Here is a 17,022-nt window from a genome sequence, read left to right on the forward strand (position 1 = left end):
GTCTCCTTATTTTTGAATCCATGCATCGTAGAAGACAGGCCATGCCGGTGAATCGAACGTGATGCCGTGCACGTCTTTCGTGGACGCCACCGAGTAGTTGAAGACGTAAGTCGGTATGCCGTACACGTTATCGATGATGTACTCCTGCGCCTGCTTGTAGATTTCTTTCCGCTTCTCCGGATCGGTCTCCAGATAGCCCTGCTCTAGCAAGTCATCCAGCTTCGGGTCATTCGTTTTGGCAATGTTGTTCTGCTTCGACGGCCCTTTCGTGGAGTACAGCTGGCGCAGCACGTCCGGGTCGCCCGAGAACTGGCTGCCGGCAATCAGATCGTAATCGCCTTTGTTGCGGCGGTCCGTGTACGTGCCCGATGGCAGAGAGATCACCTTCAGCTCGATGCCTACCTGTTTGAGCTGCTGCGTGAATACTGCAATCAGATCCAGGCGCTTTTCCCGGTTGCCCTGCGTATCGATGACTTCCACGGTCAGCCGTTTGCCGTCTTTGGCCCGGTAACCGTCAGCTCCCTTCACCCAGCCGGCGGCATCCAGTGTTTGATTCGCTTTCGCTACGTCCTGCTTATACGCGTTCTCCTTCGACGGTGTATAAGCGAATTGCTGCGGCGACAACGGCGACCAGCCCTGCTTAGAAGTGCCGAGATAGATCGTTTTGACCGCACCGTCAATATCCAGTGCCGAGCGGAACGCCTGCCGAATCGCGAGATCGTTCCACGGCGCCTTTTGAATGTTCAGATAAAGGGTAAAATTTGCTTGCAGCAGCTCCGTCTCCTGGACGTTAAAGTTTTTGTCCGCTTTGAGGGCTACGAGGTTTTGCGGCGGGATAATGTCCGCCACCTGCACCTGCTTGCTCTGCAGCACGCTCACGCGCGTCGCTTCCTCGTCGACGTATTTCACCGTCAATTTATCGAGATAGGCCGGTCCCTGATGCTTGGCGTTCGCCGGACCCCAGTTGTAATCCGGGTTCTTCTCCAGTTCTACTTGGGAGCTCGGGGTGATCTTGACCAGTTTAAAAGGCCCCGTCCCCACGGGATTTTGCGGGAACGCGTCGCCGTATTTCTTCACGGCGGCCGGCGATACGAAGCCGAGATCGACCTTCGCCGCATTGCTCAGGAAGGGCGCGAACGGCGTTTTGAAATTCACCTTCACCGTGAATTCGTCGATCACGTCCGTCGACTGGTACGGCCCCATCTCGTTCAAGGAGCTTGACGCCTTGGTCGCCGGGTCGACGATTCGGTCGAAGTTGAATTTGACGGCCTCGGCGTTAAACGGCGTGCCGTCGTGGAATTTCACATCCTTGCGCAGATGGAAGGTGTAGCTCTTTTTGTCCGGGGACAGCTCCCAAGACGTCGCCAGCCATGGCTGGAACGTGTGATCCGGCAGCTCCACGATCAAGCTGTCATACAGCGAGCGCATGACCCGCGTCGTCGGAGCAAAGCCGGCTTTATGCGCATCCAAGCTATCGTTCGTAATCGTCCCCGCTAACGCCCAGACGAGCTCGCCGCCTGGCGTAACCGTCCCCTGCGCGGGGGCGGCGGCATTCTTCACTTTCTCCGTCTCACCGCAAGCGGCGAGCAGAAAGGAAGCTAGCAGCAGAGTGCCGAACATCGTACCTATTTTCTTTTTCATCATCCGTCCCTCATCTCTTAGCCTTGGGCTAATCTCTGTTTCGTATAGCGGTTTACTGGGAATTCAAAGCCCAAATGATCGCGCAGCGTGTCGCCTTCATACTCCTGGCGAAATAACCCGCGCTCCTGCAGAATGGGTACGACCAACTCCGTAAAATCCTTGAGCGCATTCGGCACGCCGGAATGGATGATGAAGCCGTCTGCCGCCCCTTCTTCAAACCACTTCTCAATCGTATCTGCGATCTTTTCCGGTGTGCCCACAAAGCTGCTGCGCGGCGTCGCAAAGCGAAGCGCCGTCTGCCGAAGCGTCAGCTTCTCTTCCTTCGCGATGCGTTTGATGCGATCGGTCGCGCTGCGGTAGCTGTTGCTGCCGAGATCGCCGAGATCCGGGAACGGCTCATCCAGCGGGTACTGCTTGAAATCGTGATAAGTAAACGGGCGGCCCAACTGATCCAGCGCGTCCTCCAGCGTCACGAGCCCGGCAATCGCCTGGTACTTGGCTTCCGCCTCTTCCGCCGTGCGGCCGATAATCGGCCCGATGCCCGGGAACACGAGAATCTCTTCGCTGGCACGGCCGTAAGCGGCAGCTCTCTTTTTAATATCCTGGTAAAAAGCTTTCGCTTCCTCAATCGATTCATGCCCTGTAAAAATCGCATCCGCGCTCTTCGCCGCCAGATTGCGACCGTCCTCCGACCCGCCCGCCTGGAAAATGACCGGCTGCCCCTGCTTCGAGCGGGCGATATTCAGCGGCCCTTGCACGGAGAAGTACTTGCCTTTGTGGTTCAGCGCATGCAGCTTGCTCGGGTCGAAGAACACGCCCGTCTCCTTGTCGCGCACATGGGCATCGTCCTCCCACGAATCCCACAGCCCGCGCACGACCTCCAGATGCTCCTCCGCGATGCGGTAGCGTTCGTCGTGCGGGTAATGCTTCTCCTTGCTGTAGTTGCGCGCTGCGCCTTCCAGCCCGGTCGTGACCACGTTCCAGCCGGCGCGCCCGGCGGAGATGTGATCCAGCGAGGCGAACTGCCTCGCCACGGTAAACGGCTGGGTGAAGGACGCTGTCAGCGTCCCCACCAGACCGATTTTCTCCGTTACGGCGCCCAGTCCGGACAGCAAGGTCAGAGGCTCCAGCCGGTTCAGATAGTGCGGCGCAGATTGCTCGGTGATGTACGTGCTGTCGACGATGAACACAAAGTCAAACTTCCCGGCTTCCGCCTGCTGCGCCTGAGCCGCATAATAGTCAAAATCCACACTCGCATCGCCCGGGATTTCCGGATTTCGCCATGTATATTTGGAAGTGCCTACACCTGTCAGGGTGGCACCCAGTTTTAATTGTCTCTTTTTGCTCATGGTTATGCAGCCTCCTCGATTAGTTTGCCGTCTGAATGGCGGCAGCTTGACTGTTGCGGTTCACCGGCACTTCGAGGCCAAGATGACCACGCAGCGTGTCGTGTTCGTACTCCGTGCGATACAAGCCGCGCTCCTGCAGAATCGGCACCACCAGCTCCACAAAATCCTGCAAAGCCCCCGGGATGCCCACGCCGATGATGAAGCCGTCCGATGCGCCCTCTTCGATCCACCGTTGGATCGTATCCGCGACTTTCTCCGGCGTGCCGACGAAATTTCCTTTCGGTGTGGCAAAACGGAGCGCCGTCTCGCGCAGCGTCAGATTGTGCTCCTTCGCGTAGCGTTTGATTTTCTCGGAGCCCCCCTGCTGGCTGTTTGCGCCGAGATCGCCAAGATCCGGGAATGGCTCGTCGAGCGGATACACGCTGAAATCGTGATCATTGAACGGCCGGCCGAGCGCGATAATCGCTTTTTCGATGGAGACAAGGTTCACCGTTTCGAGGTACTTTCGCTCCGCCTCTTCCTCCGTGCGCCCGATGATCGGGCGGATGCCCGGCAGGACGGACAAATCGTCCGGGTTGCGCCCGAAACCTGCCGCCCGGCGCTTAATATCAGCGTAGTACGCCTTCGCTTCGTCGATATTTTCATGGCCGACAAAGATGGCGTCCGCATTTTTCGCTGCAAAATTACGTCCGTCTTCCGACGTCCCCGCTTGGAAAATGACCGGCTGCCCCTGCTTCGAGCGGGAGATGTTCAGCGGCCCCTGCACCGAGAAAAATTCCCCTCTGTGATTCAGCGTGTGCAGCTTCGCCGGATCAAAAAACTTCCCCGTCGCCTTGTCGCGGATGAACGCGTCGTCCTCCCAGGAATCCCAGAGCCCCTTCACCACATTCAGATGCTCCTGCGCGATGCGGTACCGCTTCTCATGCGGCGGGTGCTCATCTTGGCTGTAATTGTTCGCGCTGCCGGACAGCCAGGACGTGACCACGTTCCAGCCGGCGCGGCCTTTGCTGATATGATCCAGCGAGGCGAACTGCCTTGCCACCGTAAAAGGCTCGCTATAGCTCACCGTCACCGTCCCGACGAGACCGATCCGTTTCGTTACAGCCGCCAGAGCTGACAGAATGGTCAGCGGCTCAAAGCGGTTCAGGTAGTGCGGGCTAGACTTTTCTGTGATATGTACACTATCGGCGATGAAGGCAAAATCGAATTTCCCGGCCTCAGCCGTCTGCGCCTGCTGCTTGTAGAAGCCGAAATTCGTGCTCGCGTCGGGCTGTGCGTCCGGGTGTCTCCAGTCTTCCCAACCTCCGCCAACCCCGTGAATCATGGCTCCTAATTTCAGTTGCTTTACTTTTTTGCTCATCTTCCTTCGCCTCCGTAAATTTAATTTGATAATTCCGATAAACTTAATGTTATTTATCATAATGCAGGATTCTTCTCCTGTACAATTCAAAAAGGTGAACGTTCAATTCAGTTTTTATGAATATATGAGTAAACCACTTGGAATAATTTGAATTCGTGATATGATAGACGATACAATAAGATGTAAGACTTTCCCATTGGAAGTTGACGAACGGAGAGGAAGGGGATGCCATGGACATTCGTACGATTAAAACTTTTCAAACGATCATCAAGCTCGGCAGCTTTCAACGCGCCGCGGAGGAGCTGCAATACGGTCAATCGACGGTGACCATGCACATCCAGAAGCTCGAAAGCGACCTCGGCGTCAAGCTGCTCGAACGCGGCAAAAAGCTGTCGCTCACCGAAGCCGGCAGGCTGTTTCACCAGAACGCCGACCTGCTGCTCAAAGACTACGACTGGCTGCAAGCATCGATGGATGAGCTCGTCAAAGGCGAGGCCGGCCTCATCCGGCTCGGTGTCATGGAGCCGACAGCGAGCTATCGGCTGCCGGAGCTGCTTGGCCCCTTTTTGCGGCATCATCCCAAAGTGAAAATCAGCATTCACATCGGCAACACGACGGTGCTCGGCACCATGCTGCACGAAGGCAGCATCGACATGGCGATCTGCTCGACGCCGGCTTCCGGCCTCGAGCACACCTTTGAGCCGCTGTTCGTGGAACAGCTGGCGCTGCTGCTGCCCGAAGCGCATCCGCTGGCCGAGAAGCCCACGATCTACCTGCGCGACCTGCAGCATGAGCAGCTGCTCATTACGAATACGCTGTGCCCGTACCGGCAAAAGCTGGAGAGCGCCCTGCTCGAGCACGGCGGCAGCCCCTACGCCGCGATGGAGATCGGCAACATGGCGGCGCTCAAATATTATGTGCAGGCGGACTTCGGCATCGCCGTCGTGCCTGTCATCACCGCGACGCCTAGCCCGCCGGGCACGATATTGAGGCCGATCGCCGACCTCGGCGACGGCCTCATGACCGGCCTGCTGCGCAAGCCGGCCGGCAGCCCCGTGTCGCTCGCGACGGAGAAACTCGTCGCGATTTTTCGCGAGCGGCTGCGGGGCGCCGCGGGGTGAGGGTGCGGCGCACGCCGCGGGATTGCGCGGTTGCGGGCGGTGGACGCGGAAGCGCAGCGGTGGCGCGGATCGCAGCAACCCGCGCGTAGTGGGCGGACGGCGGGGGGCGGTTGCCTGTAGGGAGCTGGCGCGGGACGACGGCCGCGCACGAGCTACTTGCAAGGAGCTGGCGTGGACGCCGCTCGTCCCGGCTCTGCGGTTATCTTTAAGAGGGGGAAACCCCTCTTATTTTAGGATTTTGGGCGGTTTCGCTTGAAATAAGAGGGGCTAGCCCCTCTTATTTCCCCCTCAACCCGCCATTTTCGGGGTAAACCGGATAATTAAGAGGGGGTTGCCCCCCTTAAATTGGAGATTTCTCCGCTTTTCTGTCAAATAAGAGGGGTTGCATACGCTTACATTTTCTTCGAAGGCTCGGGCGCATAGAGATGCCGAATGTTAGCCCAAATTTTCGTTGTTACTGTAACTGCCGCACGCCCCCATGGCCGCACCTTCCGCCAAACTAGCTGCTCTTCACTACCGCCGGATGCCTCAGGCGGGGCAACACCAACAGGCCCTCCCCAAAGGGAGGGCCTCGTAAACACCACCAGCGCGCACGCCTTCGCGCGCGGCATCACACCCGCGCCGCCTCACTTCGCGGCGGCGAACAACGCCTGCGCGCGGCTCAGCAGCGCGGCCATCTCGGCGCGCGTCAGCGGCGCGCCCGGGCGGAACGTGCCGTCGGCGAAGCCGTCGACAAGCCCCTTGCTGCTCATCGCAGCAATGGCCTCGGTCGACCAGCTTCCAGCCGGCACGTCCGTGAACTTGCTCGCCGCGGCGATGCCCGGCGAGCTCAGCTTCAACGCGCGAGTGAGCAGCATGCTCATCTCCTCGCGCGTGATGGTTTGATCGGGCGCGAAGACGTTGTCGCTGATGCCCTGCATCAGCCCGTGCTGCTTCGCGATCCCGATCGCCTGTGACGCCCAGTGCGTCACAGACACATCCAGGAAGGCGGCGCTGCTCGCCTTCTCCTTGTCAAGGCCGAGCGCCCGCACGATGATCGTCGCGGCCTCGGCCCGGGTCAGCTTCGCCTCCGGTGCGAAGCGATTCGTCGCCACGCCCAGCATCCAGCCCAGGTTGGCGGCGGCGAGGACCTCTTTTTGCGCCCAGTGGGTCTGCATATCCGTAAAATAAAACCCATCCGCCCACAGGTGAAAATAATTCCACGTGTCGGGCGACTCTTGATTGAGGCTCCAGCTGCCCGTGCCTTTGAGCTTATACTTGCTGACGAGCTGCAGCTTCGCCTTAAGCGACTGCTCATTCTCATACCAGACGGTATAGCTTCCCGCAGGCAAGCGCTTGCCATTCAACGTCGTCGGCGTGTCCGTGTCTTTGATCGTAAACGTCGCCACCGGCGACTGGCTCGCTGTATCATAGCGCACCGTACCGCCGTATCGACTGACTAGGGTTGGCACCATTTTCGTTGGAATGCCGGCGCCGTTATCCGCTTCGTTCCCATTCCAATAGCGGCCGTAAAATGGCACACCGAGCACGATTTTGCCGGCCGGTGCCTGCGAGACCGCATATTGAATCGATTTTTCGACAAAGGACATACTAGCCACAGGCCCTGGCGTCGGATCGCCCGGATAACTCTCATCATACGTCATAACCATCAAGTAGTCAGAAACCGCGGCAAGCGATTTGTAATCGAATATGCTGACCCAGCCTTTGGTTGAACCCGTCGGATTCGCCGCCACCGCGACCGAGACTTCCTTTGAGCTCGGGAGGCGTTCGCGCAGCTTTTTTACCAAGTCCGTGAATTTATCGCGGTAGGCGCTGTCTACATTTTCAATGTCGATCTGAACTCCGTCCAAATTATACGTGCTGACAGCGGCAGCCAGTTGGGTAACAAGGGCATCGTTGTTGTCGATCGCTTTGGCACCAATCGCAGAATCGAATTCATTGCTCAAAAAAGGAACGACCCGTTTCCCCTCCTGATGCATCGCAGTGATAAACGACGTTTGCAGACTATCGTCAATTTTCAAACTGCCGTCCGCATTCAGCACCAAATAGCTCGGCGACACGACATCCAGCGTCTCCCCGCTGCGATCCACCTGCGCCGTATACGTACTCGGACCGCCCGCAAATAAGTAAGACATATTAAAAACCCCGGACGCCTCGCCCGTTTCCGCCTTTACCTCGTGTCGATTCACATTCGCACCGCTCCACATGAGACCGATTGCGGCCAGGACAACGATACATTTTCTCAGATGACGTTTACTCCTCAATATCGTTCATCCCCTTTGCGCGCTTTTTTCCTACCTTCTATCATCCTAGAAATCTAGCAAATGGGCTACGAGTAAATATTGGTCGCTTCCCGGCGCATGCCAAAAAACCGTTCATGAACGTGAACGCTTGTCCACCTCATAACGGTTCTTCCGATACTTCCCAATTAAGGTGCAGGATGGTAAAATCGATAATGATTCCGGCCTTTCCCTTTGACTTGATATAAGGCAATATCGACTTCTTTCATCATTTGCGACACTTCCGTCAGATCGGCCCGGAACATCGTAATCCCCATACTGACTGTAGCGTGAAACTGACAGTCGAGCACATCCCAGATCTGGCCCACGCTTTGAATAACGCGCTGTGCGACGCCTTTCACATTCTCATCGCAATCTACCGCGGGCAGCAAAATCATAAACTCATCGCCGCCAATGCGGGCGAACATGTCCTCTTCCCGAAGGCATCCTTGAATGCGCCGGACAAACGCTTGCAAAAAAGCATCGCCCACATCGTGACCCATCGTGTCGTTAATGATTTTGAAATCATCAATGTCGACGATCATCAAGGCAAAAGGCCGCAGCGTCCGCTTCGCCTGAAGCAAGGACTGCTGCAAATGCTCCTTGAACAGCCGTCGGTTCGGCAGACCGGTAAGCGGGTCGTGGTATGCCATGGCGACAAGGCGGCTTTCTTGGTTTTTGCGCTGCGTAATGTCCGTAAGCCCCACGCAGATCTGCACCAGATCGCCCTCGCTGTCGCATATCGGAATCGCCAGGCACTCAAACCAGATCACGTTGTCTATCGAGGATCGCGCCCGAAATTCGATTTTACTGCTGGCCTGCGTCTGCAGGGTATGAATAAAGAGTTTTTGCACATCGACGCGGTATTCCGAATCAATGAACCTGGCGATCTGCTGGAACTCTGTCGGTATGAAACCGAACCAATCGTGAAACCGATCGGAGGCATATGTTAAGTTGGCATGGATATCGAATTGACAATAGAGGTCCCAAGACCGCTCAATAATCTGGCGTGCGAATGAATCTTCCTGTATCCAGGCATGGCCTTGTAACTTCGAATTAGCCTTCTGACTCATGACTTTCGTCGCCCCCTCTTATGTTACAACATAGAGTCAGTGGTAGCTTAGCACGTCAACATAAAAATATGATAAAGCTTCTCTTAAATTTATATCAAGCTTTGTCGAAATGTGGCGGATATTCACCATTTAAGAGGTAAGCTGTTAGTTTTCGTAAGACTTTAGCACCTATTGTCAGGTAATGAGGTGGAAGAAGGCCACATTTTGTCAATAAAAGGATAGAAATCAGCAGGACAATCGTTCTATAATATAGGTAATACATAGAGGACCGGGGCACCGCTCTTTACTTGAGGTAACTGTTCTTTACTGAGGAGGATTTCTGCATGGCGGGAGAAACGATTTTAATTGTGGATGACGAGCAAGAAATTGTCCAATTAATTCAACTTTACCTTGCGCGCGAAGGTTATAATGTTGTCCATTGCAATAATGGACCCGACGTTTTTAATATGGTCACGGAGCATAAACCCGACTTGATCATTCTGGATATTTTACTGCCTGGCCTGGATGGCATCGAGGTATGCCGCCAGCTTCGCAAAACGTGCAACACGCCAATTCTGTTCATCTCTTGCAAAAGCGAAGATATAGATATTATTCTCGGCCTCAGTATGGGCGGCGACGATTACATGACCAAACCTTTTTCGCCAAGCCAACTGGTAGCTAGAGTCAAAGCGCATCTGCGCCGCAATTCGATTCGGGAGCAGCACCAGGACGATCCGCAAATTGTCAAGTTCCCAGGACTTGAGATCGACCTTGTCAGCCATATCGTACGCGTGAACGGGCGAACTATCTCGTTGTCCGCCAAGGAGTTCGACCTGCTTTCCCTGATGGCCAAGACACCGAACCGCGTGTATAAAATCGAGCATCTGTTTGAGCTCATCTGGAGCCTCGACAGCATGGGGGACCCCCGTACGCTCATTGTTCATATCAGCAACTTGCGCAAAAAAATCGAAGTCAACCCGGCTGAGCCCCGCTACATCATTACCGTGCGAGGCGTCGGGTATAAATTCAACGGTTCCGCCGTTTAAGGATGGAGCCAGGACTGTACCGCATGGAGGAACGGCTCAGCCGCCGCGGCGAAGAGAATAGCCGGCAGCATGTTGGCGACATTGATTTTTAGAATTTGGAGTAAGTTTATCCCTACACCAATGACCAACACGCCGCCGACCGCTGTCGTTTGGATAATCATCGCATCCAGCGTCGGCTGGCTGAACGCCATCGCGATGAACGTCGCGAGCAGCGCAATCGTGCCCTGCATGAGGAACACCGATGCGGCAGAGAACACAACGCCGATCCCCAGCGTCGAGGCGAAGATGATCGACAGGAAGCCGTCCAGCAGCGCTTTCGTGTATAAAATATCGTGATTATGCCGCAGCCCGCCGTCCAGCGGACCCAGAACGGCCATCGCGCCGATGCAGTAGACAAGTGTGCAGGTGACGAAGCCTTCCGAGACCGAAGTCGCGGCGCGACCGCCGCCGGATGCGCTCGTCAGCTTGTCCTGCAGCCAGTCGCCGAGCTGCGCCAGCCGGTACTCAATCCGCAGCAGCTCGCCCATGATGCCGCCAAGCACAAGGCTCACGATGACGATAAGAATTTGCGTCGTTTTGAGCGCCATGGTAATGCCCAACACCGTTATCGCGAGGCCCAGGCCTTGCATGACGGTGTTTTTAATTGATGTGGAGATGCGGGGCAGCATCATCCCAAGCAAGCCACCGATGATGATCGCCAAACTGTTGACGATCGTTCCCCATAATGCCATGTTCGTTCCCCTTTTCCCGAGTGCGTCTCTCTCATGCCTTCCCTATTCTACCGTATTCGCTTCATTCTGTCCTCCTGTATCGAGTTGAGCGTTCTTCACACCGCGCCCTTCCCTGCCCCTCATAATTTCGCCCCGGGATGGGGATGGTATGAAGAAGGAACAGGAAAGGAGGACCTGGCATGTCAAATAACAAACAAATGGACCCGATGACCGGCGAAACCGTTGAAACGGATGGCATTTACGCTAACGAAAACGGCCAAGAGGCCGTCCTGAAGCGAGGCGATGAATTTCCCGCCGATCTGATTTTGGGAGAGACAACGTGGAAGCTGCAAGGCTTTGCCGACGAAGCCGTTGTCGATCACGACCAATCGGAATTGAATCCGATGCGCAAGCGTGTCGATACGCGAACATAAGGGCTGACGCGAGTGTTCGCGTCGGTTAGCGCCGCCCCCGTCCTATCGGGGGCGGCTTGTTTCATGTGGAGCGCTGCCGGTGTATGGGAAGCCCTTCCCGATCCATTGATCTATCGCAGCTAATCAGGTAGTATCAATATTGGATTCCGATCGGCAGGGAGGAAGAATAACAAGTGAATACAACCTATGTTGCTGGCCAATCTAAGCCCACAAGCAAACCGCGGGCACTGCTGGAAGTACTAGCTGTATCGACAAAGCTCGGACTAACGTCATTTGGGGGCCCCATCGCTCATCTTGGCTATTTTCATGACGAATACATACGCCGCCGTAAATGGATGGATGAACGAAGCTATGCGGACCTGGTCGCATTATGCCAGTTTTTGCCCGGTCCAGCCAGCAGTCAGGTCGGTATTGGTATCGGCGTTATTCGCGCCGGATTGCTGGGGGGGATCATCGCCTGGCTTGGTTTCACGCTGCCATCGCTGATTGCCCTCGTTCTGTTCGCCTTTTTGCTGCAGGGATTTGATATTGGCAGCGCGGGATGGATTCACGGTCTTAAAATCGTCGCGGTAGCCATTGTCGCTCAAGCCATCCTTGGCATGGGGCAAAAGCTGACTCCTGACCGCAACAGAGCGACGATCGCCATCATGGCCACATCCGTTACCCTGCTATGGCAGTCTGCCGTCAGCCAGATCCTGCTTATTGTTATTGCGGGCATTGTTGGCATGATGATCTATCGAAAAACAATGCCCCCGGAAACATCGCCATTATCCGTTCCCATTCGCCGCGGCTTTGCCGCTTTATGCTTGGCCGTCTTCTTTGGACTCCTGATTCTGCTGCCGCTGCTTCGACAATTCGTTGCCATGGACTGGCTGTCTTTATTCGATAGCTTTTATCGGTCAGGGGCGCTAGTTTTTGGCGGAGGCCACGTCGTTCTTCCGTTGCTGGAAAGAGAGGTTGTCCCGACGGAGTTGATTAGCAAGGCCGACTTTTTAGCCGGCTACGGGGCAGCGCAGGCTGTGCCTGGTCCGTTATTCACCTTTGCCGGATACTTGGGAGCAATGATCGGCGGAATTCCAGGAGCGATCCTCGCAACGGCGGCTATTTTTCTGCCGGCATTTCTTCTGATCGTGGGGGCGCTGCCCTTCTGGAGCACCTTGCGAAGCAGCCCTAAAGTTCAGGGCGCATTAATCGGGATCAACGCAGCCGTTGTCGGCATCTTGCTAGCGGCACTGTATAATCCGCTGTGGACGACGGCGATTCTGGCGCCCATTGATTTTGTCTTGGCTTCGCTGCTGTTTCTGATGCTCGTTTTTTGGAAACTGCCGCCTTGGGTGGTTGTGATAACAGGAGCGATTTGCGGAACGGTGATCGCACTTTTTTGACTTGGGGGACCATCCATGAATAATCAACGCATCATTATCGTAACCGGAGGCACGCTCGGCGATTGGGTACAGGAGATCATCACGCCCGATGATCTCCTGGTCGGCTCGGATCGCGGCGCGCTCTATCTGATCCAGCACGGCTACCAGCCGGATATTGCGATGGGCGACTTCGATTCCGTGACAGGGGACGAGCTTGCGCTGATTCGTCTAAAAAGCAAGGCCTTCCTCGATGTCGACCCGATCAATAAGGATTGGACCGACACGGAAATGGCCTTCAACTGGGCCCTTGAGCGGAAGCCGCGCGAGATTCTGCTGCTCGGCGCGCTCGGCACCCGGTTCGACCACTCTCTGGCGAACGTGCATCTGCTGCGCAAGGGACTCGCGCAAGGCGTGGACTGCGCCATTATCGACGCGAATAACCAGATTCGCGTCATCAACGCCAGCACGCGCGTAAAGCGCGGCAATTACACGCACCTCTCCCTGCTCCCGCTGAGCCTCGAGGTGACGGGCATCACGCTGCACGGCTTCCAGTATCCGCTGCACGAGGCCACGCTCGAGATCGGCATGTCCCTCGGTATCAGCAACGTGCTGCAGGCGCCGGAGGGCCTGATCGAGCTGCGCAGCGGGCTGCTGCTCGTCGTGCAGAGCAAGGACTAGCGGAGCATGCCCGTGCAAAAAAAACACCCGCCCCCTAAGGGACGAGTGTTTTTGCTAGGCCCAGCCGCGCATACTGCTCCGGCGGCGCCTCATGTTCTTGCATCAGCTGCACCATCTGCTGCAGCAGGCGCGCTTCCGTCGCCGCCTCCTGCAGCGGCTGCGCCTGCTTCGGATCCGCGGCGAGGTCAAACAGCAGCGTGCCGTATTGATTCGGCTTCAGGTACGTGCGGCCGCGGATCTTCATGACGGGCGCGCCTTTGGTGAAGCCGAACGGCCCGGCCAGCTCCATCCCGTGGAACTCCGCGGGATCGAAAAGCCTGTGCATATGGGCCGGCATCAGCGTGTACTCGTACAGCGGCCCATTGTCCTCCCCGGACGGCGCGCGCATGTACACGTAGCGCCCGTCCGTGCAGTTGACGTGGCCGCCGTAGATGCCGAACAACGCGGCCTCCCGCACAGGGGCGTCGCGGGCAACAGCAGCCGCGAGATCCCGCCCCTGCATGGCAGACGGCGCAGCCACGCCGAAGTAGCCCAGCAGCGTCGGCGCGTAATCAATCGTCTGCACGAGCGCCTCGCGCCGCCCGACCGCCTTGGAGCGCGGATCCCAGATGAACAGCGGGATATTTGCTATTTCGCTGTACAGCGGTTGAATGTTTTTGCCCCACCATTCGTGCTCGCCAAGCAAGAAGCCGTGATCAGTATTCACGATCAAGAGGGTATCCTTCCACAAGTCATAACGGTCGAACGCGTCCAGCACCTGCCCGAGATACGCATCGCACATGGAGACGAGCGCCGCATACTCGTAGATGAGATGCTGCACCTCTTCCGGCTCTTGCTTCACTTTGGCATAGTCCGGCCAGTCAAAATGCTTCCCCGTATACATATGGGGGTATAGTGCCTTATACTTCGGCAGTGTAAAAAACGGCTCGTGCGGATCGAACGCCTCAATCTGGAGGAACCACCGGTCCTCGTTCCAGTTACGCTCGATAAATTCAAGCCCTCGGCGAACCGTCACCGCTAGCGGCTGCTTTTCCTCCGTATCGAGATACGACCGGTTTACCCAGTCCTGCCGCCACAGATCCCCAAGCTTGGGCCCGCTCAGCGTCTCCGGAATGTTCGGGTCCTTCACGTTCCCCTTCCAAGGGTCGCCTTCCTGCCCCCGGGCAAACTCCCACGAATTGTAGCGCGTATGGTACGCGGAGCCGCCATCTTCAAAATAATGATTATGATCCGTCGTCAGATGGGTGTACACCCCATTCTTGCGGAGCTCATCTACAAACGAGTCGTCGAACGGCTCCAGCGGACCCCAACTGCGGTGCAGGAAGTTGTACCTGCCGGTATGCAGATCCCGCCGCGCCGGCATGCAGGGCAGACTGCCCGCATAACAGCGGTCAAACACAGCGGTGCGCTCCGACAAGCGCTGAAAATTCGGCGCATGCACCCAATCGCAACCGTATGGCGGCAGCATGTGCCGGTTCAGCGAGTCGAACATCAGCATGACAGCTTTCATCTGTTAGCTCCTCTCCCCCTAATCTTCCGTGTCCGAGGCTTTCTCCATCGTCAGCTCGCGGTATTGGCTCGGCGTAATGCCCTCCTGTTTTTTGAAAATCCGGTTGAAATACGTCGGCTGATACCCCACGGCTTCCGCGATGTCGTTGATTTTATAATCCGTTTCCGCAAGCAGCTCCTTTGAGCGGTGAATACGGACATCGGTCAAATAGTTGATAAAATTGATTCCCGTTGCTTTCTTGAATGCTTTGCTTAGCGTCAGCGGGGTCAGATTATGCTCATCCGCAAACTGATCGAGCGACAAATCCGCCGCGTAATTGCGCTGAATCTCGTCTACGACCTTGGAGATCGCCTGCTTCAAGCGGATATCCTGCTTTTCAAAATCCTGCCGAATCCGCTGCATATACGGAACGATCACCCGCTCGCGCAGCACGTCCATCATCTCGCCGATTTCCGTCGAGGACGCCAGCTCCTCCCGGATGCTGAACGACTCTTCCTCGAACGGATTATAGCCGTTCTTGAGCAGCCCGAACTGCAAGTTGCCGTACAACTGCAGCATCCCCTGCTGGAACAAATATTCCTTCGTCGTATGCTCCTTCAGCTCACGGCTGAACCGCTCGAGCGCCTGCACCGCCTGCTCCTCCTGCACATCCCGGATTGCCTGGAGCAGCTCCTGCTCTGCCGCGAACGGATACTGCACACCGCTGCCCGGCTGCGCTTCGAAGTCCTCCGCGTTCAGCACTTGCTTCGGCGCATCGAGATCCCGGTAGCGCACGATTCGGTTCACTTCCTCCCACGCCTCGGGGATCGCGGCGACGTCCAGCACCATTTTGCTCATGCATATCGTCGTCGGTGTCTGTAAAAAGCGGTGCAGCACGCCCGCCATCTCCTCCGCGATCCGGTACAGCTCGTCCCCGCGCTCGCCCAGCGGATCGTACTGCGGACAGCTGAGCAGCACGCAGATGGAGAGGTCGTGCAGGTTGATAATTTCGTACGGAAACGGGCTGATCCTCATAATATCCTGCGCAATGTTCACCGCGGCAAAAGAGATAAGCCCACTGTCCCGCTGCTGAAATCGACCACTCGTCGGGGACAAGCCGTGAAACCGAATGCCCAGCGTCACATAACCGACGCCTTCGGTTTCCCAGCCGAACACGCGCAGCCGCTCCTCCAGCTCCGCCGGCTTCGCCGATTGCAGCCGGCCCTGCAGCAGCTGCAGCAGGAAGCCTTCCTTCATCGCCGGCATCTGCTGCTCCAGCCGCTGCTCGAGCGTACGGCTTTCAAAGTTGACACGTTTCCACGCATCCGCGATAAACGCCACTTCATCTAACGCCTCCGGCCCTGCAGGGGCCTCGGTGCGGAACATTGTGGTCAGCGATCGGATGGGCTGGTACAGCTTGCGCGAGACGATGACGGCCGTCACCACCGCAATGAGCAGTCCGATCAACCCCAGCACATACACGAAGGTGGAAGCCGCAATGACCGGGGAATTCAGTTGATCCAACGAATCCACCGTGACAAATGTCCAGGGCTTGCCCAGCCTTTTAAACGATGCGTAAGATACGGAATAATTGGCATCCTTGCCTTTGTAGACGAACGAACCCTTTCCGGCCGCCGTACCCTCTACGAGCCCCAGCACCTCTTGCTGCGTGTAAGCCATAGCTGCTGATTTGGCGGAGCTGCCCAGCGGCTCTCCTGCCTCGTCCATCACGAACGTCCACCCGTTCTCATCCAGACTGGAGACGTCCAGCATTTGCGCGACACCGCTCGGCTTCAAATAGATGACCAGCGCGCCGAAGGGCTCGATGCTGTCCGCGGGCAGCTGATAGACCAGGCTAAGCGCGCTCTTCTCCGGCGTTCCCGCAGCGCCGACCGTCCCGAACTCGGGCAGCCACATCGCCGAATTGTCCGCCTTCAGCAAGCGATGAAAACGCGGCTTATCCGCATCCTTCAGCTCGATGGTGCCGCTGTTGTCCGTGTAGACGACGCCCGGCCGATCCAAGTAAAGATACACTTGCTCAATAAGCGGATTGGATTCCTTCATCAGCAGCAAATCCGTGTAAATATTACGAATAAATTCATAGTCGTAAAAGGTTTCCAAGCTTTTCAGCTTCACCCCGAACTCCCGATTGAACGCCCACTGCGTGGAGATTTTCTCCAGGTACGATAAGGCGTCGTCCATCCGCTGCGCCGATAGCGCAACTTGATGGTCCCGGGAGCTCGCGACCATGCTTTCCATCTGTTTAGTCCCGATCCACTTCACCCCGGAGGCGATCACGATCGTCGGCAGGCAGACGGCGAGCAGAATGATCAGCAAGCTTTTACGATATACGCGTTGTTTAAGCCATGACAACTTGCCCATATGCTGAAGAGAGGCCTTCCACTTCTTCAACTAAGACCCTCTCCCTTCCTGTAAAATGATTGGCGTGGCACCGTACAATAGGGCCATTTTATCATCTCGGACGGAAGGCTCCAAGCT

The 17,022-nt window shown here is 56.6% G+C and carries 13 protein-coding genes; 5 read left to right on the forward strand and 8 right to left on the reverse strand.

Annotated elements, in window-relative coordinates:
• Positions 1-6: 6 nt before the first annotated feature.
• From EJQ19_RS20310 to EJQ19_RS20320, 3 genes are read right to left on the reverse strand one after another with little or no spacing between them, the layout of a single operon-like run.
• Positions 7-1,641 (reverse strand): ABC transporter substrate-binding protein, encoded by a 1,635-nt coding sequence (locus EJQ19_RS20310; RefSeq protein WP_241243010.1) that lies wholly within the window; start codon positions 1,639-1,641, stop codon positions 7-9.
• A 17-nt stretch (positions 1,642-1,658) separates the two neighbouring features.
• Positions 1,659-2,990, reverse strand: a complete 1,332-nt coding sequence (locus EJQ19_RS20315) for an LLM class flavin-dependent oxidoreductase (protein ID WP_126143072.1) — start codon at positions 2,988-2,990, stop codon at positions 1,659-1,661.
• Between the two features lie 19 nt (positions 2,991-3,009).
• Positions 3,010-4,350, reverse strand: a complete 1,341-nt coding sequence (locus EJQ19_RS20320) for an LLM class flavin-dependent oxidoreductase (RefSeq protein WP_126143073.1) — start codon at positions 4,348-4,350, stop codon at positions 3,010-3,012.
• Positions 4,351-4,553: 203 nt separating this feature from the next.
• On the opposite strand from EJQ19_RS20320, the gene EJQ19_RS20325 reads away from it, so the two are divergent.
• A complete protein-coding gene (locus EJQ19_RS20325; protein ID WP_241243011.1) occupies positions 4,554-5,471 on the forward strand; it encodes a LysR family transcriptional regulator in 918 nt (305 codons plus the stop codon).
• A 626-nt stretch (positions 5,472-6,097) separates the two neighbouring features.
• On the opposite strand, the gene EJQ19_RS20335 is transcribed toward EJQ19_RS20325, so the two are convergent.
• Together EJQ19_RS20335 and EJQ19_RS20340 are read right to left on the reverse strand one after the other, a co-directional pair.
• Complete coding sequence (locus tag EJQ19_RS20335; RefSeq protein ID WP_126143075.1) at positions 6,098-7,735, reverse strand: S-layer homology domain-containing protein; 1,638 nt, start codon at positions 7,733-7,735, stop codon at positions 6,098-6,100.
• 164 nt (positions 7,736-7,899) lie between these two features.
• A complete protein-coding gene (locus EJQ19_RS20340; protein ID WP_126143076.1) occupies positions 7,900-8,823 on the reverse strand; it encodes a GGDEF domain-containing protein in 924 nt (307 codons plus the stop codon).
• Positions 8,824-9,146: 323 nt separating this feature from the next.
• Here EJQ19_RS20340 and EJQ19_RS20345 point away from each other — a divergent pair, with 323 nt between their 5' ends.
• Complete coding sequence (locus EJQ19_RS20345; RefSeq protein WP_126143077.1) at positions 9,147-9,848, forward strand: response regulator transcription factor; 702 nt, start codon at positions 9,147-9,149, stop codon at positions 9,846-9,848.
• Here EJQ19_RS20345 and EJQ19_RS20350 read toward each other — a convergent pair.
• On the reverse strand, positions 9,845-10,579 hold the full coding sequence (locus tag EJQ19_RS20350; protein WP_126143078.1) for a DUF554 domain-containing protein: 735 nt from the start codon (positions 10,577-10,579) through the stop codon (positions 9,845-9,847). The two genes, EJQ19_RS20345 and EJQ19_RS20350, sit on opposite strands and share 4 nt — an antisense overlap.
• A 179-nt stretch (positions 10,580-10,758) precedes the next feature.
• On the opposite strand from EJQ19_RS20350, the gene EJQ19_RS20355 reads away from it, so the two are divergent.
• From EJQ19_RS20355 to EJQ19_RS20365, 3 genes are all read left to right on the forward strand, one after another.
• Positions 10,759-10,992, forward strand: a complete 234-nt coding sequence (locus EJQ19_RS20355) for a hypothetical protein (RefSeq protein ID WP_126143079.1) — start codon at positions 10,759-10,761, stop codon at positions 10,990-10,992.
• A gap of 173 nt (positions 10,993-11,165) precedes the next feature.
• Positions 11,166-12,377, forward strand: coding sequence for a chromate transporter (locus tag EJQ19_RS20360; RefSeq protein ID WP_126143080.1), 1,212 nt, complete (start codon positions 11,166-11,168; stop codon positions 12,375-12,377).
• Between the two features lie 15 nt (positions 12,378-12,392).
• Complete coding sequence (locus tag EJQ19_RS20365; protein ID WP_126143081.1) at positions 12,393-13,034, forward strand: thiamine diphosphokinase; 642 nt, start codon at positions 12,393-12,395, stop codon at positions 13,032-13,034.
• A 34-nt stretch (positions 13,035-13,068) separates the two neighbouring features.
• Here EJQ19_RS20365 and EJQ19_RS20370 read toward each other — a convergent pair whose 3' ends face one another.
• Together EJQ19_RS20370 and EJQ19_RS20375 are read right to left on the reverse strand one after the other, a co-directional pair.
• Positions 13,069-14,544 (reverse strand): sulfatase, encoded by a 1,476-nt coding sequence (locus EJQ19_RS20370; protein WP_126143082.1) that lies wholly within the window; start codon positions 14,542-14,544, stop codon positions 13,069-13,071.
• An 18-nt stretch (positions 14,545-14,562) separates the two neighbouring features.
• Positions 14,563-16,935 carry an AraC family transcriptional regulator gene (locus EJQ19_RS20375; protein ID WP_126143083.1) on the reverse strand — a complete coding sequence of 791 codons (2,373 nt, stop codon included), beginning with the start codon at positions 16,933-16,935 and terminating at the stop codon, positions 14,563-14,565.
• Positions 16,936-17,022 lie beyond the last annotated feature (87 nt).

This window comes from Paenibacillus whitsoniae (genome assembly GCF_003955665.1).
In the GTDB taxonomy this organism is placed as follows: domain Bacteria; phylum Bacillota; class Bacilli; order Paenibacillales; family NBRC-103111; genus Paenibacillus_E; species Paenibacillus_E whitsoniae.